The sequence below is a fragment of the Mesorhizobium sp. LNJC405B00 genome (assembly GCF_000502615.1).
Taxonomy (GTDB): domain Bacteria; phylum Pseudomonadota; class Alphaproteobacteria; order Rhizobiales; family Rhizobiaceae; genus Mesorhizobium.
In genome coordinates this window covers 126,292-148,288 of record NZ_AYWC01000005.1, presented here as the reverse complement: position 1 = coordinate 148,288, position 21,997 = coordinate 126,292, and the positions used below count along the sequence as shown (strand labels likewise).

Genomic DNA, 21,997 nt, shown 5'->3' with positions numbered 1-21,997 from the left:
GATGAAAAATCTCGCACTTTCCCCGACCGCGAACAGCAGTCAATCCAACGTCATGGAGACCATCATGAAACCCCTGTCATATGCCAGGCGCGGCGCGCGCTGGCTGATGGCGGCCGGTATCGCGGTCGCCATGTTCACCCCTGTGGCAAGCCACGCCGAAGATGCAGTCCCGATCACTCCGGAACTGCGGCTCGACCTCGACAATTCAAAAATCGTCAATCCGAGGCCGGAACGGATCGTGCCGTTCTTCACCAAAACAGGCACACAGAGGAGCTGCGACTACGTCGTCTACTCCCTGAGCTTTGGCCTGCGCGGCGACTCGCAAGGCTTTGCCGACCCAAGCTTTTCGGCCAGGCTGAAGAAACTCCAACTCGACTTCAAGGATCAGCTTCCGCACGGTCTTGCGATCGTCAACGTCAACGTGTCCGGCGACGGCACGGATGCGTCTGGCGGACCGCTGCCGGGTGCGACAATCAGCACCTCGGCTAATCCGAACGATACGGCAACGGTTTCCGATTTCCGGATTTCCACCACCGATCTCGACGGCGCTGGGGCTGGCAATGAACGCGTCATCAATTTCAAGATCACCGCCAAGATCGACCATGCGGCGTTTCCTTCGCCGACCATCGTCGACAACCAGGGCATGATCAAGGTGACGCCGGGCGTCGGCACGGGGGCCATCATCCCGTCGCAGGATCCGGGCAAGCCCGACGACGGCGACTACAAGACCGGGGCCAAGACCTCGATCAAGATCGACCTCACCAACTGTGACAAGCGGCCTCCGCCTCCCGACCGGGAATGTTTCAAGGTGGAGCGCGGCACGGTCGATTGCGTGCAAGGCGGCGGCGCGTTCATCTACCACATGCCTGTCGGCCCGGAGATGGGCGGCAAATGGGTGCAGGTATCGACGACGACCCCAGGCATCACCATCATCCCCGACACGCAATTGGTGCCGGCGGGCGGCGGTGTGCTGAACTGGAAGATCGTCGGTGCATCGCCCGGCGACGTCATCCACCTCATCGTCACCGGCATCGAGACCTATGCCGGCCCGAAGGAGGGTTGGGGACTATGCTGCACGCAGACCATCGACATCGTCATCCCGCGTGACTTGAGATGTCCCCCCAAGGACAAGGAACCGGACCTCAAGGTCGAGAAACGCGCCGACGTGACGCGTTGCACGATGGGCGGCGGCTGCGACTTCACCATCAAGGTCACCAATGTCGGCGACGGGCCGTATCACGGCAAGATCGTGCTCGACGAGGTGACGCTGCCGGCCGGCTCGACTCTGGATTCAGGGCCCAACCCGCCCTGGGTATGCATGCCCGGCGTGACCCCGATGACGTGCACCTATCCGGTGACCACGCTCAATCCGGGGGCCTCCATCAACCTCAAGCTCGGCTTCAAGCCGGCGGGTGGTTGGCAAGGCAGCGCGTTGCGCAACTGCGCCACCTATAATTACGGCGCCAGCGGCAAGCCGCTGTTCGGCAGCCAGCAGAACGATCGCGGCTGTGCCTCAATCCCGATCTGCCGGCGTGGCGACCGCGACCGCGATTGCCGGCCCCCGGTCGACAAGAAGGTCGACTTGATCCTGAAGAAGCGTGCCCGCATCCCGGTCTGCACGCCCGACGGCATCTGCTACTTCGTGATCGACATCATCAACAATGGCAGCGTCCCCTATAATGGGCCGTTGACGGTTGTCGACAATTACCCGGGCGGCGCGCCGGCCTCTTCGACCTTCGGCCCGTCTCCGCCCTGGACATGCGGACCGAACGGTCCCGGCCAGTTCCGCTGCGACAATGCCGGCATCGTGCTGATGCCGGGCGCATCGACGCCGATCGTCGTCAGGGCGGTCATGCCGGCCGGCTACCAGTCGGATTCGGTCGAGAACTGCGCGGCGCTGAAGCCCGTCCCCGGTGAGGTCGACCTCACCAACAACAAGGCCTGCGCCAAGGAACGCTTCCGTCATCCCAATGGCGGCAAGCCGACCCTACGCATCACCAAGGTCTGCAATGGCTCGCTCGCCGGTGCGGCGGTGGTTTCCTGCCGCATCACCGTCATCAGCCTTGGCACCTCTGCCCCCACCGGTCCGGTGCGGGTCAACGATGCTGCCACGCTGATATCGGGTGGCGCGCCGGTCCAGATCCAGACCGTCACACCCGACGGTGCGGAATGGGCCTGCGGAGCGGTTCCGGCCAATGCGCTGTCATGCCAGATACCCGGCGCCGCGATGACGCCCGGAACCTCCAGGCACTTCGACGTGACGGTCTTGGCCAATGGCGCGTTCGAGAACTGCGCACGCGGCTCATACGGCCCGGCCCCTGGAGACGACGTCGTCTACCCGATCGGCCAGGCCTGCGCCAAGGGCGGCGGCACGTCCACCATTAGCGTCAAGAAGACCGGCGATGCCGAGTGCCAGCCGGGGCAACCCTGCTCGTTCGAGATCACCATCACCAATGATGGCCAGACCGCCTTCTCCGGTCCGGTCCGCATCGGCGATGCGATCGGGGTGGACGGGCTGGGGCGGCTGCAAGGCGTCGCGATCACCTCGATCGAACCGCCCTTCGGCTGCTCGCCCGAACCGACGACCTTGCCGTTGACCTGCATTGCCAACCTGACGCTCGGCGCCGGGGAAAGCCATGTGCACAAGGTCACCGTGGTCCTTCCCGACGCTCCCTTGGTCAATCTGCGGGGCAACGTCAGCGGCCAGAACTGCGTCGGCGTCTTGTCTCCCGACACCAGGGTGCAAGGCGGCGGCGACGTACTGCCCGGCGACCTGACCAACGTCCAGGGCGATCGCGGCAAGGCCTATGCCTGCCATCCGTTCACCATCAAGCGCGAGGTGAAGAAGGAATGCTCGCCAGGCTTCGTCATGAACGATGCCGGCCGGTGCGTGTGTCCGGAAGGCACGACGTTCCGCAACGGCCAGTGCTCGCCCGACGGCGGCGTCATCATCCAGCCGAAGGATCCGAGGCCCTGCGTGCTGCTCAAGGGCCAGATCCGCACCGAGGATGGACGCTGTGTCTGCCCGCGCGGAACCGAGCTTGAGAACGGCGCTTGCGTCAAGACCGACAAGCCTGGCTGCACCATCCCCGGTTCGGTCCCGACGTCGGACGGCAATGGCTGCTACTGCCCGGAAGGTACGCATCTCGACCGACAGGCAAACGCCTGCGTGCGCGACAAGCAGAAGCCTCAGGAGTGCGGCATACGCGGCCAGGTTCATGACGCCGATGGCGATTGTGTCTGCCCGCGTGGGACAGAGGTGCGCAATGGAGCCTGCCGGCCGATCCGGCCAAAGCCTGAACAATGCTCGATCCGTGGTCAGATCCAAAACGCCAACGGCGATTGCGTCTGCCCGGACGGCACAGAAGTCAGGGGCAAGGTCTGCCGGCCGATCCGGCCGAAGCCCGAGCAGTGCTCGATCCGCGGCCAGGTCCACGACGCCAACGGCAATTGTGTCTGCCCGCGGGGTACCGAGGTGCAAGGCAATGCCTGCCGGCAGAAGAAGCCTGTGCTGGAACAGTGCGACATACGCGGCCAGGTGCACAACAAGCGCGGCGAGTGTGTTTGCCCGCGCGGCACCCAGGTGATCGACGGCGCATGCCGCAAGCCGAGGCCGCAGGTGGGAGACTGCGCCCCGGGCTCGCAGATGGTCGGCGGCCAGTGCGTGCCGATCATCAGGCGGCGCTGCCCCGAAGGCACCGTTGGTCGGTTCCCGAACTGCAGAGCCATCCGGCAGCAGCCGTCGCTCGACCCGACCCTGTTGCTCAATCCAGGTGTCCTTCAGCAGTTCATACCGAAGCGCACGCCGCAGACGCAGGTACAGCCGCAAAGGGATCCGGCGGCCAACTTCAAGCCATAGGATCTGATACGAGTCAAAATTCAGAACCCCGCCGGAGCGATTCGGCGGGTTTTTTCCTTGGGCGCGCTGCGGCGATCAGGCGGCCAGGTATTCGCCGAACCCGCTGCCGGGCGCAGCAAATACCGACTTTCCCTTTCCGGGATCATAGTCTAGAGCAGTTCATCGTTTCGTGGAAACGCCGAACCGCTCTATCTCTTTGTTTTCACGCAATTCCGGACGGAAAGCCGTTCCCACTTTTCCTGGAATTGCTCTAGCAGTCGTCAAGGCCGCGCCCGCAAACAGGGCGCCCAAAGGGGCCGCATCATGAGCAGGAAGACCCTGATCGCGCCATCGGTGCTGGCGTCGAATTTCTCGAAGCTCGGCGACGAGGTCGAGGCGGTGACCGCGGCCGGCGCCGACTGGATCCATCTCGACGTGATGGACGGGCATTTCGTGCCCAACATCACCTTCGGCCCGCCGGTGATCAAGGCCATCCGCAACCGCACCAAGGCCTTTTTCGACTGCCATTTGATGATTGCGCCGGCCGATCCTTATCTGGCCGCCTTTGCCGATGCCGGCTGCGACGGCATGACCGTGCATGCCGAGGCCGGACCGCATCTCGACCGCTCGCTTCAGACCATCAAGGGTCTCGGCAAGAAGGCCGGCGTATCGCTCAATCCGGCGACGCCGGAAAGTGCGATCGAATATGTGCTCGACCGGCTCGACCTGATCCTGATCATGACCGTCAATCCGGGTTTCGGCGGCCAGGCCTTCATCCCGGCCATGGTCGACAAGGTCAAGCGGGTGAAAGCGCTGATCGGCAACCGGCCGATTCGCATCGAGATCGACGGCGGCGTGTCGCCGGAAACCGCCCCCCTGGTCACATCAGCCGGCGCCGATGTGCTGGTGGCAGGCGCCGCCATCTTCAAGGGCGGCAGCGTCGAAGCCTATCGGGCCAATATAGAAGCCATCCGAACCGCGGCCGACCGGGCTGCCGGCTGACATCAGTTCCAGGGCAAGTTCCCGGCTGGTCGGTTCTCCTCGGCCTGATCTCCCTGCCTGATCCTTCGATCTCCCAAAAAGCCGTCAACGGGTGGCAGCCGCAAGGGCATCGCGGCAAGCGACAGGATCGCGGCATCCGGCACTAGTTTTGGCCCATAAATCTAGTGGATAACTGCCGAAGGGATCTGCATGCGGGGAGAGGTCAATCCGGCGGCATGACGCGCGTTAAGAAAAAATTATCCGTATTCGGATCTCGAAGCTGTTTCTCGAGGGCACCTGCCATGCTGGCAGACAAACTTTCTTCAGAAGAACAAGTTTTTCACGATTTTAGTTACTTCCGGCGGATAAGATGCGGTCAACCTTCCTCTTTAAGTCGAATATCGTGATCTTTCGCTTGAGGGGCGGATGCCTTAGGAGTTACAGTAAGTTTACAGGGGAAATCGTTTGCTTCGCGAACGGGCTAGCGGAGCATGGGAGAGCTACAGGAGTCATATTGACCTACGGATCTGCCGATGTGAGCGAAGGCGCGGGACCCAAGAGCACACTCGCTAGTACGGTCTATCAACAGCTTCGCGACGATCTCCTGCGCGGCGTGTTTGAAAGTGAAAGCAAGCTTCGTGTCGAATGGGTGGTTTCCCGTTACGGCGCCGGCGCCTCACCGGTTCGCGAGGCCCTCAACCGACTTGCTTCGGAAGGCCTGCTCGGCCGCCACGACCAGCGCGGTTTTTTCATCATGCCGGTCAGTGCCCCGGAACTTGAGGAATTGACGCGCACCCGCTGCTGGCTGGAAGAGCGGGCGCTGCGTGAATCCATTGCCAACCGCACCGGCGAATGGGAAGAGCAGCTCGTGCTGGCCTTGCATCGCCTGGCGCGTGCCCCGCGCCGCTTGCCGGAGGACCCGTCCTCGAACAATCCGGAATGGGAAAAGCTGCACCGCGCCTTCCATAGGGCACTGATCGCAGGCTGCCGATCGCATTGGCTGACCGGCTTTTGCGACCAGCTTTCGGATCAGGCCTCCCGTTACCGGCTGATCTCCCAGGACGGCAGCGAGCGCGACGAAATCAGTGAACATCGGCTGATTGCGGAGCGCACGGTGGATGGCGATGCCGACGGCGCCGTTGAAGCCCTCCTCAACCACTACCGTCTGACGGCAGCCATGTGCATGGAGCGCTTCAACGACAGCGGCGATCCACGCGTGAGCGCCACCAAGGCGCTGCGCAGCCGCAGATAGAAGCGCTTCCGGTCCGCTATCCAAAATCCGCCCGCTATCCAAAATCGCCCGTTATCCAAGTCCGCTTGACTTCATCTGATCGGCGGCAAACCCGATTTCACGTTTTTGCCGGACGGAGGCGAAATCGTTTCCTTTGTTCCAAAGCCATCCGGCTCTAAATCAAAGGGATAGAGCATGATGTCCTCCGAAAACCGCTTCACACTTTTCGGCATCATCTCTAGGGAATGCGCATGACCAATCACCTGTTCGACGCGTTCCGCAGCCGGATTTCAGCCTCCGAGCGCATCCTGATCGCGACCGATGACGGACGCGCGATCGCCTATGGCGACATGCTGGCGCAATCGGCACAGCTGGCACATGCGCTGAGGCATTTCGGCGTCGAGCCGGGCGACCGCGTTGCCGTGCAGGTCGAAAAAAGCCCTGAATGCATTTTCCTTTACCTCGCCTGCCTGCGCGCCGGCGCGGTCTTCCTGCCTCTCAACACCGCCTACACGCTGGCCGAACTCGGCTATTTCTTCGGTGATGCCGAGCCGCGGCTGGTCGTCTGCGACCCGGCCCGCGCCGGCGCTATCGCGCCGTTGGCGCAGGCGTCGGGTGCTGCCACCTTCACGCTTGGCAGCAATGGTGAGGGCTCGCTGACCGAACTGGCGGCGCAACAGCCCACGGATTTCGACGCCGTGGCGCGCGGGCCGGACGATCTGGCCGCAATCCTTTACACATCGGGCACCACCGGACGCTCCAAGGGCGCCATGCTCAGCCACGAAAACCTGGCCTCCAATGCGCGCGTGCTGGTCGAGCAATGGCGTTTCACCGGGGATGACGTGCTGATCCATGCCCTGCCGATCTTCCACACGCATGGCCTGTTCGTCGCCACCAACGTCACCCTGATGGCCGGCGCCTCGATGCTGTTCGAGCAGAAATTCGACGCCGGCCGCATCGTCTCGCTCTTGCCCCGCGCGACAGTGCTGATGGGGGTGCCGACCTTCTATACCAGGCTCCTGCAGCAGGACGGGCTGGATGCCCAGGCGGCGAAGAACATCCGCCTGTTCGTTTCCGGCTCGGCGCCGCTGCTCGCCGAAACGCACAAGGCCTGGCGCGAGCGCACCGGCCACGACATTCTCGAGCGCTACGGTATGACCGAGACCAACATGAACACGTCGAACCCCTATGAGGGGGAGCGTCGCGCCGGCACGGTCGGCTTCCCGCTGCCCGGCGTTTCGCTGCGCATCGCCGACCCTGACAGCGGCGATGCGCTTGGCCAGGGTGAAGTCGGCATGATCGAGGTCAAAGGTCCGAATGTCTTTTCCGGCTATTGGCGCATGCCGGAAAAAACCAAGGCGGAGTTTCGCAAGGACGGCTTCTTCATCACCGGCGACCTCGGCATCATCGACGCGGACGGCTACGTCCACATCGTCGGCCGCGGCAAGGATCTCATTATCTCCGGCGGCTACAACATCTATCCCAAGGAGATCGAGAGCGAGATCGACGCCGTTGCCGGCGTCTTGGAAAGTGCCGTCATCGGAATTGCCCATCCCGATTTCGGCGAAGGCGTCACCGCTGTCGTGGTGCGGGCGCCGGCATCGCAGATCACCGGGGCCGAGATCGTTGGCGCCATTGCCGGCCAGCTGGCCAAATACAAGCACCCGAAGCAGGTGATCTTCGTCGACGAGCTGCCGCGCAACACGATGGGCAAGGTGCAGAAGAACCTGCTGCGCGAGACCTACAAGGGTCTCTACGGCTAATCCATAGCCGGCTAATGTATTTGCCCAAGCGCTTCGCCTGGACATCTCTGTTCGCGGTTCGGCAGTGGCGCCTTTTACCTGCGCGGCTTTTTCACCCGAGTGCTGGAACCCCACAAAGCGCGGTTCAGCAGGCTGCGTTTGCGCTTGCGCGGGATGAGGTCGACGTCGCTGACGAGCTTGGCGCCGCCCTCCCGCCGCTCCAGGGTGATCTTGCGGCTGTGGAAGGCTTCGAGCTCCGCACGATGCGCCACGCTGATGATGGTGACGTCAGGCAGTTCGCGGATCACCGTCAACATCATCGTGTCCTGGCTCTTCTCGTCGAGCGCCGAAGTCGCTTCATCCAGCACCACGATATCGGGGCGATGCAGCAGCAGGCGCGCGAAGGCGAGGCGTTGCTTTTCGCCGCCCGACAGCGTCTGGTCCCATGGCGCCTCTTCCTTGATCCTGCCGGTGAGATAGCCAAGCCCCACCTTGTCGAGGGCAGCCTTGATTTGCTTGATGGTCCACTTGTCCGCCGCCGCGGGATAGGCGACCGCGCGGCGAAGCGTTCCGGAAGGGATGTAGGGGCGTTGCGGCAGCATGAACAGGCGCCTGTCGGTGTGGAAATTGACGCTGCCGCCGCCCCATGGCCACAGGCCCGCGACGGCCCGCACCAGCGTCGACTTGCCTGAACCGGATTCGCCTGAAACCAGCACCCGCTCGCCCGGCTCGATCACGACCTCGGTTTCCTTGACCACGGAGGTGCCGTCGTCGAGTGTCACGGAAAGATTGTCGAGGCTGAGGATGGCGCCGTCTTCGGCTTCGCCTCGGTTGATGCGTCCGAGCGCATCGCTCTGCTCGGCGCGCTCGAGCCCGTCTAGCGACATCATCAGCGAGGCAATGCGCCGCGCGGAGGCGTTCCAGTCGGCAAGGCGCGGATAGTTGTCGACCAGCCAGCCGAACGCGCCTTGCACGATGCCAAAGGCAGACGCCGCCTGCATCACCTCGCCAAGCGTCATCGAGCCTTCGAGGAATTTTGGCGCGCACAAAAGGATCGGCACGACCGGCGCAAACAGGCTCGATCCCTGCGACACCGCCGCCGTGCGCATGTGCTGTCCGGTCAGCAGAGCCCATTGCCTCAGCACGTGGCCGAAATTTCTGTCGATGCCGCTGCGCTCCTCGTCCTCGCCTCCCAGCAAGGCGATGCTCTCGCCGTTTTCGCGCACGCGCGTCAGCGTGTAACGCAGTTCGGCCTCCGCCTGGTTCTTCCGCTCGGAGAGCTGGACGAAATCGCGGCCGATGACCACCATCGAGGTCGAGGTGATGGCGGCATAGATGATCGCGGTGATGACCAGAAAGCCGGGAATGGTGATGCTCTCGCCGCCGATCGGCAGGGTGAGCGCGCCGCCGATGGTCCACAGCACGACGATAAAGGTCGAGGCCGACAGGAACGCGTTGAGGACGCCGGCGGTGAAATCGACCGGCGACTCGGTGGCGATGCGCAGATCCTCGGTCATGCGGGCCTCGGGGTTCTGGTGGTCGCCGCCCACGAGGTTCAGCTGGTAGTAGCGGCCGTTTGCCAGCCAGCGCGCGACGACCCCGGTGGTCAGCCAGGAACGCCAGCGGCGCTGGATCGTCATGCGCAGGTAGACCTGCGCGACGACAAGGCTGCCGCTGCAGATCACCAGCGGCACGAATACGGCGCTGAGGAGATAGACTGTGCGGGCGTTGCGCTGCTCGAGGGCATCGAACATCGAGCGGTTCCAGACATTGATGCCATACTGGAAACCGATGTTGATGCAGATCAGCAGCAGCACTCCGATCGTCAAAGGCCAGGCGAGCTTGTCGCCATGCCTCCCCCAATAGCCGCGCCCGCTGATCCAGAAACGCCGCAGCAGATATTTCTTGCGCGCCTGCTCGGCCTGCTCAGGCGTCAGCTTGGGATCGGGTTCGACGGCATCCGGCGGCGGCGCAGCCTCGCCAACGGGCTCGGACGTGGCTTCGGCGGCCGATGCTTTTTTCTCGCGCGGCGTGTCCTCGCGCGGTCCATCTCCGCGCGTTTGCCGTGACGGCTTTTCCCGACGCGACTTCGTGACATCGCGCGCTCCGACACCGTCGGCCGGTTTCGATTTGGGTTTTGCCTCGGACATATGCCCCGACAACGACCTCCATATCAAAAGGTTTCATGGTATGCGCCTGCCCGAAGTTTCAGGAACGCCCGTCATTGCGGATATAAAAGCCCAACGACATGTTCTGCGATGGCGAGGCTGGCGGTAAGGCCAGGGCTCTCGATNCTCGATGCCGAACAGATTGACGATCTGACCGCCCCCGTGGTCAGCCGGTCCCTGGATGACGAAGTCGGCGGCCGGCTGGCCCGGACCGGACAGTTTCGGCCTGACGCCGGCATAGGCCGGTTGCAGGGCGCCGTCCGCCAGGCCGGACCAGTAGCGCCTGATTTCGTCGTAGAAGGCAGCGCCTCGTGCGGGATCGACGGTATAGTCGACGCGATCGATCCATTCGACATCCGGGCCAAAGCGCGCGCTCCCCGACATGTCGAGGGTCAGATGCACGCCGAGGCCGCCATGGACCGGCACCGGATAGATCAGCCGCGAAAAGGGCGAGCGGCCGGAAAGCGCGAAATAATTGCCGCGCGCCAGCCACAGCGGCGGAACACGGTCTTGCGGGAGGCCTTCGATGCGGCCGGCGAGCGCCTGCGCGTCGAGGCCGGCGGCGTTGATGAAGGCGCCGGTCTTCAAGGTGAAACCCTCGCCATCGGCGTCGCGCGTGTCGATCCGGATGCCGTCGGCTTCGATGCTCGCGCCTGAGACAACGGTGAGCAAGGCGAAAGATGCGCCGGCCGCTTCCGCGTCTCCACGCAATGACAGCATCAGCGCCTGGCTGTCGACGATGCCGGTCGACGGCGACAGCAGCGCGCCGGCGCAGCTCAGCGCCGGTTCCAGGCTTTCGGCCTCTGCGCGCGTCAAAAGCTTGAGGTCACCGACTCCGCATTGCGCCGCGTTGATCTGGATCGCCTGCAGTTTGTCCAACTGGTCGGGTTCGACGGCAACGATCAGTTTGCCGGTGCGATGATGGGCGACGTCGTGCTCGCGGCAATAGGCATAGAGACGCTCGCGGCCGTTGACGCAGAGACGGGCCTTCAGGCTGCCCGGCGTATAATGAAGCCCGGCATGGATGACTTCCGAATTGCGCGAACTGGTGCCGGTGCCGATGGCTGCGGCCTTCTCGACCACCAGCACCTCGCGGCCCGACAGCGCCAGCGCGCGGGCAATGGCGAGGCCGACAACACCGGCTCCGGCGACAACGCAGTCGACATCATGCATGGGTGGACTTTAGCGCGGACTGTCCGCGCCTGCAAAAACCTTGTCGCCGCCGATCCAGACGCCGTTGACGTCGAGGGCGTCCGACAGAGCGACGATATCGGCAGCCGTGCCATTGGCGAAGCGGCCGAGCCGGTGGGCCTGGCCGACCGCCTGCGCCGGATAGAGCGAGGCCATGCGCAACGCTTCCGACAGGTTCAGCCCGACGATCCTGTGCATGTAGCGGACGGCCGAGATCATATCGAGATCGGCGCCGGCCAGCGTGCCGTCGGCCAGCCGCAGACTGCCATCCTTGCGATAGATGATGCGGCCGTTGAGGGTGAGCGACGTCATGTCGGTGCCGATCGTCGCCATGGCGTCGGTGACCAGCACGATCCTGCCCGGCCCCTGCTTGGCGCGCAGCGCGATTGCCATGGTGGCGGGATCGACATGGATGCCGTCGGCGATGATCCCGGCCGACAGACTGCCTATGTCGATGGCCGCACCCGCCAGCCCCGGCTCACGGTTGCCGATCTGGCTCATGGCGTTGAACAGATGTGTGACCACGCTGGCGCCGGCATCGGCAAAGGCTCTGGCCGTGGCGTAGCCGGTGTCGGAATGGCCGAGGCTGACAATCACACCGGCCTTGGCCAAGGCCGCAACGCGGGCAGGCTCGACGGATTCAGGCGCTATCGTCGTCAGCAGCACCGGCAGGTTTTTGCGTGCCGCGACCAGCGCCGCTTCATCCGCATCCGTCATCGGCCGGATCAGCGCCGGTTCATGCGCGCCCTTGCGGGCGACGGAGAGATGCGGCCCTTCGAGATGCAGGCCGAGAAATCCCGGCAGTTTTTGCCGTGCCGCCCCGGTGCCGGCGGCAATGGCCGCGGCGGTGATGTCAGGCGTATCTGTGATCAGCGTCGGCAGCAGTGCGGTCGTGCCGAACGGCGCATGCGCCCGGCAGATTGTTGCCAGCGAGGCGACATCGGGATGGTCGTTGAGCATGACGCCGCCGCCGCCATTGACCTGCAGGTCGACAAAACCCGGCACCAGCATGCCGCCCCCGGCGTCGATGCGGGCAACGCCCGACGGAATGGCGCCGACGGGATGAATGCCTTCGACCACATCGCCGTGCACGACAAGGGCGGCGTTGTCATGCCAGTCGTCGCCATCGAAAATTCGGGCGCCAGTCAGGGCAAAACGGTCGCTCATACGGTTTCCGTCACCTTGCGCAGATTGCGCGGTACATCCGGATCGAGGCCGCGATGGCGGGCGAAGGCTTCGACGAAGCCGTAGAAGGAGACGATCAGCGTCAGCGGGTCGGTCAAGGGATGACCGGTGGCGACATGCGGCAGCCGCGCCGCGCTCTTGGCTTTGTCCGAGGTTACAAAAACGGCTGCACCCTTGCCGGCAAGGTTGTCGGCAGCCTCTGCCACGGACGGCTCGGAGGCATCGCGGGCGGCGAGCGCCAGCACCGGGAAGCCTGGCCCGACCAGGGCCAGCGGGCCGTGCATGACTTCGGCGGCGCTATAGGCCTCTGCATGCATGCCGCAGGTCTCTTTGAATTTCAGCGCCGCCTCGTCGGCCATCGCCGCCGACGGGCCACGTCCTAGGATGAACAGCGATTGCGGCGTCTCCAATGCGCCGGCCAGCGCCATCCAGTCGCAGGCGATCGCCTTGCTGAAATGCTCGGGCAGGCGGGCAAGGGCGGCCAGCAGTCTGTCGTCGCCGGTGCAATGCGCCATCAGCGCCAGGCCGGCGACCGCCGAATTGACGAATGTCTTGGTCGCCGCGACGCTGCGCTCGGGGCCGGCCAGAATGTCGATGGCAAAATCCGAAGCCCGCGCCAGCGGCGAATCGGCGGTGTTGGTGATGGCGACGGTGAGCGCACCGCCGGCTCGTGCCGTCTCGGCCATGGCGACGATGTCAGGGCTCTTGCCGGATTGCGAGATGGCGAGGCAAGCCGAACCGGCGAGCTTGAGCTTGGCGCCGTAGATCGAGGCGACCGATGGACCGACCGAAGCGACGGCCAGGCCGGCGGTCAGTTCGACGGCATATTTCATGAAGGTGGCGGCATGGTCGGACGAACCGCGCGCGACGGTAACGACGAAGCTCGGATCGCGCTCGCGAATGCCGCGTCCGGCCTCGGTCAGCACCGCCGCCGAGCCATCGAGCAGACGCGCGACGGCTTGCGGAATTTCGTCGATCTCGCGCCGCATATGGGTGGTCTTGGGGATCATGGTCGGCCCTCTTCGCTCGGCCCTGTCAGGCGCAGTTCGGCGACGAAATCATAGGCGTCGCCGCGGTAGATGGAGCGGGTGAACTCGATCACCTTGCCGCTCGCGAGATAGGAAATGCGTTCGATGTGCAGGCCGGCAATGCCGGATGGCACTTCGAGCAGACGCGCATCGGCGTCGCCGAGATTGGCGGCGGAAATGCGCTGCACCGCCCGCACCGGCCGGTTGCCGGTCAGTTGCAGCGCCGCATAGAGTGACGAGCCTATCCCGGCCGGATCCGGCAGCACGCTGGCCGACAACGAGGCGCGCTCGATGGCCAGCGGCGTGTCGTTTGCGATGCGCAGGCGCGCCACGCGCGCCACCAGCTCGTTCGAGGACAGGCCGAGCACCATCATCTCGTCGGGCGAGGGCGGGTAGAGGTCGCGGTCGAGCCAGGCTGAACGCACCGCCATGCCGCGCCTTGCCATGTCCTCGGTGAATGAAGTGAGCCTGGACAGCGACTGCTCGACGCGCTCCATGCGCGGCGCCACGAAGGTGCCGGAGCCGTGGCGCTGCACGAGGATGCCGCCCTTGACCAGATCCTGCACCGCCTTGCGGACGGTGACGCGCGAAATGTCGGCCTTGGTGGCGATGTCGCGCTCGGAAGGCAGCGCATCGCCCGGCCCGATCAGGCCGCGATTGACGGCGTCCTCGATGCTTTTCCTGAGCTGCAGGTAGAGCGGGGCGCCGCTCTGCGACGACTGCCTCAGCGTGGCGAAGATCTGGTCGGCGGCATCGCTCATCGCGTCGCCTCCGCTTTGACGAAGATGCGGGCCGCCATCTGCACGGCGCCGCCCAGGGCATCGTCGAGCGGCGCTTTCAGCAGCGCCTGGTAGCGCTGGGAAAGGCGCGGCCCATAGAGCGGCGCCAGCCCGCCGAGCAGGCAGAGCGGGGCGTCATCAGAGAGGTCGAGCGCGTGGAGCGACGCCTCGACATCGGCAACCGACTTGTCCACGATCCAGTTGGCGACGCTGTCGCCCTTCTCGGCATGCTCGAAAACCTTGGGCGCGAAGCCGCCGAAATCGCCGGGCTTGGCATTGGTGGTGAACTCGACCACGTCTTCGGGATTGTTGCGGAAAATGGCCATCATGCTGTCGGTCAGGGCTGAGCGCGGCCGGACGCCGTCATGGGCGAGCAGCGTCTGCTCCAGCAGGTCGCGGCCGATCCGGGCGCCGCTGCCTTGATCACCGACCTGAAAGCCCCAGCCGCCGATGGCGCGCGACGTGCCGCCCTTGCGCGCCATATAGGCGGTGCCGGTGCCGAGGATGGCCATGGCGCCGTCACCAGAGCCGACTGCCCCTTCGAGCGCGATCTCGGCGTCCGTCTCGACGCGGCTGATGCTGAACGGCAGGATCGCTTCAAGCTGCTGGCGATAGGTGCCGACATTGGCGCCGGCAAGGCCGAGAATGGCTGGTGTCTGCGGGATCAGGTCCGGATCTTGCCCGGCGGCGATGAAGGCCTGGCGAGCAGCCTCGACGATGTGGGTGCGAGCGCCGGTGAGATCGGTGCGGATGTTGGCGGCGCCGCTTTTGGCACGGCCAATGACAACGCCATCGCCTGTCGCAAGGGCTGCCCTGCAGCTGGTGCCGCCGCCGTCGATACCGAGCACGAATTTCACGCGATGTCTCCTCCGGGCGGATAATACCAATAAAATACCAATAGCCAAGGGATTAATTTCCGTTTCAAAAAGATTAAGGCGCATCAGGTTGAAAAACCCGGGAATTTTGCCGGCTCAACGATTTCCAGTTCGCAATTTCGTTAATGCGTGTGGACAAGTGGTATTTTTTTGGTATTGTTCTTCCATCGGAGGGACAGGGATGACCGAACCGCGCACCGAAGCGCTTCACAGCAATGCCGAGGGACTGGACATCCAGGCCCCGGACGCCATCCTTTCTTCTTTGGTCAATGCGCAGATCGAGGCCGCCAAGGCTGTGCGCGACGCCATTCCCGCCATCGCCGCCGCAGCCGAAATCATCGCCGGGCGGCTGAACGGCGGCGGCAAGCTCGCCTATGCTGCGGCCGGCAGCTCCGGCCTGATGGCGCTGGCCGACGCGCTGGAGTTGCCCGGCACCTTCGGCATCAAGCGCGAACGCATCGCCATCCTCATCGCCGGTGGCGACGACGCTTTCAAGACCCTGGCCGGCGGACCGGAAGACGACACCGACGAAGCCTCGACGGCAATTGCCGGCGCCGGCATCGGCAAGGGCGACTGCCTGATCGCCATTTCGGCCAGCGGCTCGACGCCTTATGCGGTGCAGGCGCTGAAGGATGCGCGCAGCCGGGGCGCGGCAACCATCGCCATTGCCAACAACAAGGACACGCCCCTGCTCAGGCTGGCCGACGTCGCCATCCTGCTCGAGACGCCACCGGAGGTGATTGCCGGCTCGACGCGCATGGGCGCCGGCACTGCCCAGAAGATCGCGCTCAACATGCTGTCGACGCTTACCGCCATTCATCTCGGCCATGTCCATGACGGCTACATGGTCAATCTCACCGCCGACAACATCAAGCTGCGCGACCGCGCGGCTCGCATCGTCGCCGCTATCAGCGGCCGCGACCGGCAAGACGCCGTGCGGCTGCTCGAAGCGAGCGGCGGCGTCGTCAAGACAGCCATTCTGCTCGCCGCCGGCGCTGCCAACGCCGTTGCGGCCGAGAAGATACTGGAAGGGACCGGCCAGAAGCTGCGGCCAGCCCTTTCCGCGATCGAGGGGAACAAGGGCGTGAAGGCCCCTGTTCTCAAAACCGAACCTGAAAAAGGTCAACAGGGAGACTAGCATGACAACGAAATTACTGACGGCACTGCTTCTCGGCACCAGCATTCTCGGCACCGCCGGGTTGGCTCACGCCGATGACGTAACGCTCAATATCGAAAGCTGGCGCGGCGACGACCTTGCCATCTGGAAGGACAAGCTGATCCCGGCCTTTGAGGCCAAGAACCCGGGCATCAAAGTGGTGTTCGCACCGTCGGCGCCGACCGAGTATGACGCCGCACTCGGCGCCAAGCTCGCCGCCGGCTCGGCTGGCGACCTGATCACCTGCCGCCCGTTCGACAAGTCGCTCGAACTGTTCAAGAAGGGCAACCTTGCCGACCTGTCGGCGCTGCCCGGCATGGAAAACTTTTCGCCCGTTGCCAAGGCCGCCTGGCAGACCGACGACGGCAAGGCGAGCTTCTGCGTGCCGATGGCCTCGGTCATTCACGGCTTCATCTACAACAAGGACGCCTTCGACAAGCTCGGCCTCAAGGTGCCGACGACGCGTGACGAGTTCTTCGCCGCGCTCGACAAGATCAAGGCCGACGGCACCTACATCCCGATGGCCATGGGCACCAAGGACCTCTGGGAAGCCGCGACCATGGGCTATCAGAACATCGGTCCGAACTACTGGAAGGGCGAAGAGGGCCGCGCAGCGCTGATCAAGGGCGACCAGAAGCTGACCGACAAGGACTGGGTTGCTCCCTATGAGGAACTGGCCAAGTGGAAGCCTTATCTCGGCGACGGCTTCGAGGCCCAGACCTATCCGGACAGCCAGAACCTGTTCACGCTTGGCCGCGCCGCCATCTACCCGGCGGGATCGTGGGAGATCGGCCTGTTCAACACCCAGGCGCAGTTCAAGATGGGCGCCTTCCCGCCGCCGGTCGAGAAGGCCGGCGACACCTGCTACATCTCCGACCATACCGATATCGGCATGGGCCTGAATGCGGCGTCGAAGAATGCCGACGCGGCCAAGACCTTTCTGTCCTGGGTCGCCTCGCCGGACTTCGCCACCATCTACGCCAACGCACTGCCGGGCTTCTTCAGCCTAAATTCCACCCCGGTGAAGATGGAAGACCCGCTGGCGCAGGAATTCGTCTCCTGGCGCGACAAGTGCAAGTCGACGATCCGCTCGACCTACCAGATCCTGTCGCGCGGCACGCCGAACCTCGAGAACGAAACCTGGGTTGAATCGGCCAACGTCATCAACGGCACCGACACGCCGGAAGCTGCCGCCAAGAAGCTGCAGGACGGCCTCGACAGCTGGTACAAGCCGGGCAAGTAAGCTCAGAGACAGACAGGGCCCCAAGTGGACGGCCCTGCGTTTTTCGAAAGCATCATCGACTGCGAACGACGGCGCCGCCCCTCATCCGCCTGCCGGCACCTTCTCCCCGTATAGTGACGGGGAGAAGGATCAGCCGAAACGCAGGCGCCCCCTCTCCCCGTCCTTCACGGGGAGAGGGTAAGGGTGAGGGGGCAGCGCTGCCGTCGAAGGCATTGCTAAACCTCGGCGGGGACCGCACTCATGGCCGCACAAACACGACCGAAACGACCGTTCCGCTGGCATATCGGCGTCTTCCTGGCGCCGGCGCTGCTGGTCTATACGGCGATCATGATCCTGCCGCTCGCCGGCACGCTGCAGCTGTCGCTGTTCCGCAATGTCGATCAGCATCAGGTGTTCGTCGGTTTCACTAATTTCCGTACGTTGTTCGGCGACCCCAACTGGTCGGTCGGCTTCTGGAACGCGCTGCGGAACAATACCTGGTTCTTCATCATCCACATGGTGGTGCAGAACCCGATCGGTGTCATGCTGGCGGCATTGCTGTCCAGCCCGAGGCTGAGATTCGCCGCCTTCTACCGCACCGCGATCTTCGTGCCGACCATCCTGTCCTTCGTCATCGTCGGCTTCGCCTGGAAACTGATCCTGTCGCCGTTATGGGGCGTGGCGCCGCATCTGATGGACCTGGTCGGCTTGAAAAGCCTGTTCACGCCGTGGCTGGGCAAGGAGCGATATGCGCTGACCGCGCTCAGCCTGATCTCGGTGTGGCAGTTCGTCGGCATCCCGATGATGCTGATCTATGCAGCCCTTTTGTCGATCCCCGAAGAGGTGATCGAGGCGGCCGAATGTGACGGCATCACCGGCATGTCGCAGTTCTGGAAGATCAAGCTGCCGCTGATCCTGCCGTCGATCGGCATCATCTCGATCCTGACCTTCGTCGGCAATTTCAACGCCTTCGACCTGATCTACACCGCGCAAGGGGCGCTCGCCGGCCCGAACTATTCGACCGATATTCTGGGCACTTTCCTCTACCGCGCCTTCTTCGGCTTTCAGCTGCAGACCGGCGATCCCAATATGGGCGCGGCGATCGCCACGATGATGTTCCTGATCATCCTCGGCGGCGTCTGCGTCTACCTCTTCCTCGTCCAGACGCGCCTGCGTCGCTACCAGTTTTAGAGGGGCGAGATGTCGAGCTTGAACACCCCCCTCTGGCCTGCCGGCCATCTCCCCCGCAAGGGGGGAGATTGGCAGCTCTGGCCTTGCCGCTCGTCTTGCAACGTTGGCGATTGGCGAAAGCAGTCGCGGCATCTGATCTCCCCCCTTGCTGGGGAGATGTCCGGCAGGACAGAGGGGGGTGCCTTGGCGCCAACCTCGCCTGCCTTGGCTCGTCAGGAGACCTTCCAATGAGCACCGCCACTCGTTCGCTGCCCCGCACCATCGGCGCCCACGCGATCCTGCTGACCTACACGGCGATCGCGCTGTTTCCGGTGATCCTGGTCATCATGAATTCGTTCAAGTCCCGCGCCGGCATCTTCAGCGAACCGCTGACGCCGCCGACGCCAAAGACCTTCGACCTGATCGGATATACCACCGTGATCGGGCAGGGCGACTTCATCCACTATTTTCAGAACAGCCTCGTCGTCACCGTCGCCTCGCTGTTCTTCGTGCTTCTGTTCGGCGCGATGGCGGCGTTCGCGCTGTCGGAATACCGCTTCCGCGGCAACACGCTGATGGGGCTTTACCTCGCGCTCGGCATCATGATCCCGATCCGGCTCGGCACCGTCGCCATCCTGCAATTGATGGTGGCGAGCGGGCTGGTCAACACGCTGACGGCGCTGATCCTGGTCTACACCGCGCAGGGGCTGCCGCTGGCCGTCTTCATCCTGTCGGAATTCATGAAGCAGGTGTCCGACGATCTGAAGAATGCCGGCCGCATCGACGGCCTGTCGGAATACACCATCTTCTTCCGGCTGGTGCTGCCGCTGGTGCGGCCCTCGATGGCGACGGTCGCCGTCTTCACCATGATCCCGATCTGGAACGATCTGTGGTTCCCACTGATCCTGGCGCCGTCGGAAGAGACCAAGACGGTGACGCTCGGCGCGCAGTTGTTCCTCGGCCAGTTCGTCACCAACTGGAACGCCATCCTGGCCGCACTCTCGCTGGCGATCATGCCGGTGCTGACCCTCTACGTCATCTTCTCGCGGCAGCTGATCCGCGGCATCACATCCGGAGCCGTCAAGTGAGCGGAGCCCTACAAATCTCTGCTGGAGCCTTCACCCCACCCGGCGCTGCGCGCCGACCTCCCCATCAAGGGGAGGTAAAAGGTCGTGGCTTCATTCACGACCGCCAAAGGGCGACTTTCGGAGAAGCTTCTTTGGCAGTGAGGGTGTTCGCGCCAACGTCCTACCTCCCCTCGATGGGGAGGTCGGCGCGAAGCGCCGGGTGGGGTGACACCCTCTCAGAAGGAACAACTGGAACATCTGGAGTAGTTAGGTGACCTCTAAATCGCCCCTTCGCGTCGTCGTCGCAGGCCTCGGTAATATGGGGCGTAGCCATGCGCTGGCCTACCACACTAATCCGGGCTTCGAGATCGCGGCCCTGATCAACCGCTCCGACGTGCCGTTACCGGACGGGCTGTCGGGCTATGGCATCAGGCGCTCCTTCGACGACGCGTTGCGCGATGAAAAGCCGGATGTCGCCTGCATCGCCACCTATTCCGACAGCCATGCCGACTATGCGGTGAAGGCATTCGAGGCCGGCTGCCACGTCTTCGTCGAGAAGCCGCTCGCAACGACGGTGGCGGACGCCAAGCGCGTCGTCGCCGCGGCCAAGGCCAACGGCCGAAAATTGGTGATTGGCTATATCCTGCGCCATCACCCGTCCTGGGTCCGGCTCATCGCCGAAGCGCGCAAGCTTGGCGGCCCTTACGTGTTCCGCATGAACCTCAACCAGCAATCGTCAGGCCCGACCTGGCAGACGCACAAGCAGTTGATGCAGACGACGTCGCCGATCGTCGATTGCGGCGTGCACTATCTCGACGTCATGCTGCAGATCACCGACGCCAAGCCGGTCGAGGTGCGCGGCATGGGGCTGCGGCTGACCGAGGAAATCGCGCCGACCATGTACAATTACGGCCATCTGCAGGTGCTGTTCGATGACGGTTCGGTCGGCTGGTACGAAGCTGCCTGGGGACCGATGATTTCGGAAACGGCGTTCTTCGTGAAGGACGTGATGTCGCCCAATGGCTGCGTGTCGATCGTCATGAAGGAAGGTGTGAAGTCGGACGACATCGACACCCACACCAAGACCTCGACCATCCGCCTGCACAGCGCTGCGACGGGTGCGGACGGCAAGTTCGCCAGGCCGGACGAGATGCTGTCGATGGACGGCGAACCCGGCCACCAGGATCTCTGCGACCTCGAACAGGCCTTCGTGCTGAAGGCGATCCGGGAAGACATCGACCTGACCCGCCACATGGACGACGCGGTGAAATCGCTCGCCGTCTGCCTTGCCGCCGATGAGAGCGTGCGCAGCGGCGCCCCAGTTAAGCTCTAGTAGGGCAAACTCTAGAACAAGGACGAAGCCGTGGGCTCGCTGGTAATCGAGAATGTGAAGAAGGCCTTCGGGCCGGTCGAGGTGCTGAAAGGCATCAACCTCGAAGTGACCGACGGCGAATTCGTCGTCTTCGTCGGCCCATCTGGCTGCGGCAAGTCAACCTTGCTCAGGGTCATCGCCGGGCTGGAGGATTCGACCTCCGGCAGGGTGGTGATCGACGGCGCCGATGTCTCGGCCACGCCCCCGGCAAAACGCGGCATCGCCATGGTGTTCCAGACGTACGCGCTCTACCCGCATCTGACGGTGAAGAACAATATGGGCCTCGGCCTCAAGCAGGCCGGCACGCCCGCCCCGGAGATCGAACGCCGCATCGGCGTCGCCTCGTCGATGCTGTCGCTGGAACCGTATCTCGAGCGGCGGCCGGCGGAACTGTCGGGCGGCCAGCGCCAGCGCGTCGCCATCGGCCGCGCCGTGGTGCGTGAGCCAAAACTGTTTCTCTTCGACGAGCCCTTGTCGAACCTCGATGCAGCGCTGCGCGTCAACACGCGGCTCGAGATCGCGCAGCTGCACCGGCGGCTGAAGGCGACGATGATCTACGTCACCCACGACCAGGTCGAGGCGATGACGCTGGCCGACAAGATCGTCGTGCTCAACGCCGGCCAGATCGAGCAGATCGGCGGCCCGATGGAGCTCTACAATTCGCCGGCAAACGAGTTCGTCGCCGGCTTTATCGGCTCGCCGAAGATGAATTTCATCGACGGCGCCAGATTGGGCGAGACGGCCAAGACGATCGGCGTGCGGCCGGAGCATCTGACCGTGGATCCAAGGTCCGGCGCCTGGAAGGGAACGGTGGTGCATGCCGAACATCTCGGCGCCGACACCAACCTCTATCTCGACTGCGAAAAGGCCGGGCTGATCACGGTCCGCATTTTCGGTGTCTACGACGCCGAGCCAGGTGCGACGCTGTATGCAACGCCGGAGCCGGGTAAGACATACCGGTTTGGGGCGGACGGGAAGACGATCAAGTAATC

At 64.1% G+C, this 21,997-nt stretch carries 15 protein-coding genes and 1 pseudogene; 10 read left to right on the top strand and 6 right to left on the bottom strand.

The window, feature by feature from the left end; all coding sequences use genetic code 11:
- Position 1: 1 nt before the first annotated feature.
- The 4 genes from X756_RS153360 (at position 2) to X756_RS0134160 (ending at position 7,813) form a co-directional block, all read left to right on the top strand.
- Complete coding sequence (locus X756_RS153360; protein ID WP_023729672.1) at positions 2-3,859, top strand: hypothetical protein; 3,858 nt, start codon at positions 2-4, stop codon at positions 3,857-3,859.
- Between the two features lie 303 nt (positions 3,860-4,162).
- The gene (gene rpe, locus X756_RS153365; RefSeq protein WP_023729671.1) at positions 4,163-4,840 is read left to right on the top strand and encodes a ribulose-phosphate 3-epimerase; all 678 of its coding nucleotides are present in this window, start codon (positions 4,163-4,165) and stop codon (positions 4,838-4,840) included.
- 493 nt (positions 4,841-5,333) lie between these two features.
- Entirely contained in the window at positions 5,334-6,071 is a 738-nt protein-coding gene (locus X756_RS153370) for a GntR family transcriptional regulator (RefSeq protein ID WP_023694237.1), read from the top strand.
- A gap of 230 nt (positions 6,072-6,301) precedes the next feature.
- Positions 6,302-7,813, top strand: coding sequence for a malonyl-CoA synthase (locus tag X756_RS0134160; RefSeq protein ID WP_031238356.1), 1,512 nt, complete (start codon positions 6,302-6,304; stop codon positions 7,811-7,813).
- A 74-nt stretch (positions 7,814-7,887) separates the two neighbouring features.
- On the opposite strand, the gene X756_RS153375 is transcribed toward X756_RS0134160, so the two are convergent.
- The 6 genes and pseudogenes from X756_RS153375 to X756_RS153395 all read right to left on the bottom strand — a co-directional run bounded on the left by X756_RS153375 (position 7,888) and on the right by X756_RS153395 (position 15,000).
- Positions 7,888-9,942 carry an ABC transporter ATP-binding protein/permease gene (locus X756_RS153375; protein ID WP_023729670.1) on the bottom strand — a complete coding sequence of 685 codons (2,055 nt, stop codon included), beginning with the start codon at positions 9,940-9,942 and terminating at the stop codon, positions 7,888-7,890.
- A 71-nt stretch (positions 9,943-10,013) separates the two neighbouring features.
- Positions 10,014-11,133 (bottom strand): annotated as a pseudogene (locus X756_RS01000000165420) (NAD(P)/FAD-dependent oxidoreductase).
- 9 nt (positions 11,134-11,142) lie between these two features.
- Positions 11,143-12,318 carry an N-acetylglucosamine-6-phosphate deacetylase gene (gene nagA, locus X756_RS153380; RefSeq protein WP_023729669.1) on the bottom strand — a complete coding sequence of 392 codons (1,176 nt, stop codon included), beginning with the start codon at positions 12,316-12,318 and terminating at the stop codon, positions 11,143-11,145.
- The gene (locus X756_RS153385; RefSeq protein WP_023703601.1) at positions 12,315-13,346 is read right to left on the bottom strand and encodes an SIS domain-containing protein; all 1,032 of its coding nucleotides are present in this window, start codon (positions 13,344-13,346) and stop codon (positions 12,315-12,317) included. Before X756_RS153385 ends, nagA begins: the two co-directional genes overlap by 4 nt.
- Positions 13,343-14,125: a GntR family transcriptional regulator gene (locus X756_RS153390; protein ID WP_023668847.1), complete on the bottom strand. Its 783-nt coding sequence runs from the start codon at positions 14,123-14,125 to the stop codon at positions 13,343-13,345. Before X756_RS153390 ends, X756_RS153385 begins: the two co-directional genes overlap by 4 nt.
- Complete coding sequence (locus X756_RS153395) at positions 14,122-15,000, bottom strand: N-acetylglucosamine kinase (RefSeq protein WP_023668846.1); 879 nt, start codon at positions 14,998-15,000, stop codon at positions 14,122-14,124. Before X756_RS153395 ends, X756_RS153390 begins: the two co-directional genes overlap by 4 nt.
- 199 nt (positions 15,001-15,199) lie before the next feature.
- On the opposite strand from X756_RS153395, the gene X756_RS153400 reads away from it, so the two are divergent.
- The 6 genes from X756_RS153400 to X756_RS153425 all read left to right on the top strand — a co-directional run bounded on the left by X756_RS153400 (position 15,200) and on the right by X756_RS153425 (position 21,995).
- Positions 15,200-16,156 carry an N-acetylmuramic acid 6-phosphate etherase gene (locus X756_RS153400; RefSeq protein WP_023729668.1) on the top strand — a complete coding sequence of 319 codons (957 nt, stop codon included), beginning with the start codon at positions 15,200-15,202 and terminating at the stop codon, positions 16,154-16,156.
- Between the two features lies 1 nt (position 16,157).
- Entirely contained in the window at positions 16,158-17,417 is a 1,260-nt protein-coding gene (locus X756_RS153405) for an ABC transporter substrate-binding protein (RefSeq protein ID WP_023668844.1), read from the top strand.
- 240 nt (positions 17,418-17,657) lie between these two features.
- Positions 17,658-18,587, top strand: a complete 930-nt coding sequence (locus X756_RS153410) for a sugar ABC transporter permease (protein WP_023668843.1) — start codon at positions 17,658-17,660, stop codon at positions 18,585-18,587.
- A 227-nt stretch (positions 18,588-18,814) separates the two neighbouring features.
- Positions 18,815-19,654 (top strand): carbohydrate ABC transporter permease, encoded by an 840-nt coding sequence (locus X756_RS153415; RefSeq protein WP_023668842.1) that lies wholly within the window; start codon positions 18,815-18,817, stop codon positions 19,652-19,654.
- A 250-nt stretch (positions 19,655-19,904) separates the two neighbouring features.
- Positions 19,905-20,966, top strand: a complete 1,062-nt coding sequence (locus X756_RS153420) for a Gfo/Idh/MocA family oxidoreductase (RefSeq protein ID WP_023729667.1) — start codon at positions 19,905-19,907, stop codon at positions 20,964-20,966.
- Positions 20,967-20,996: 30 nt separating this feature from the next.
- The gene (locus X756_RS153425; RefSeq protein WP_023668840.1) at positions 20,997-21,995 is read left to right on the top strand and encodes an ABC transporter ATP-binding protein; all 999 of its coding nucleotides are present in this window, start codon (positions 20,997-20,999) and stop codon (positions 21,993-21,995) included.
- The last annotated feature ends 2 nt before the right edge of the window (positions 21,996-21,997 follow it).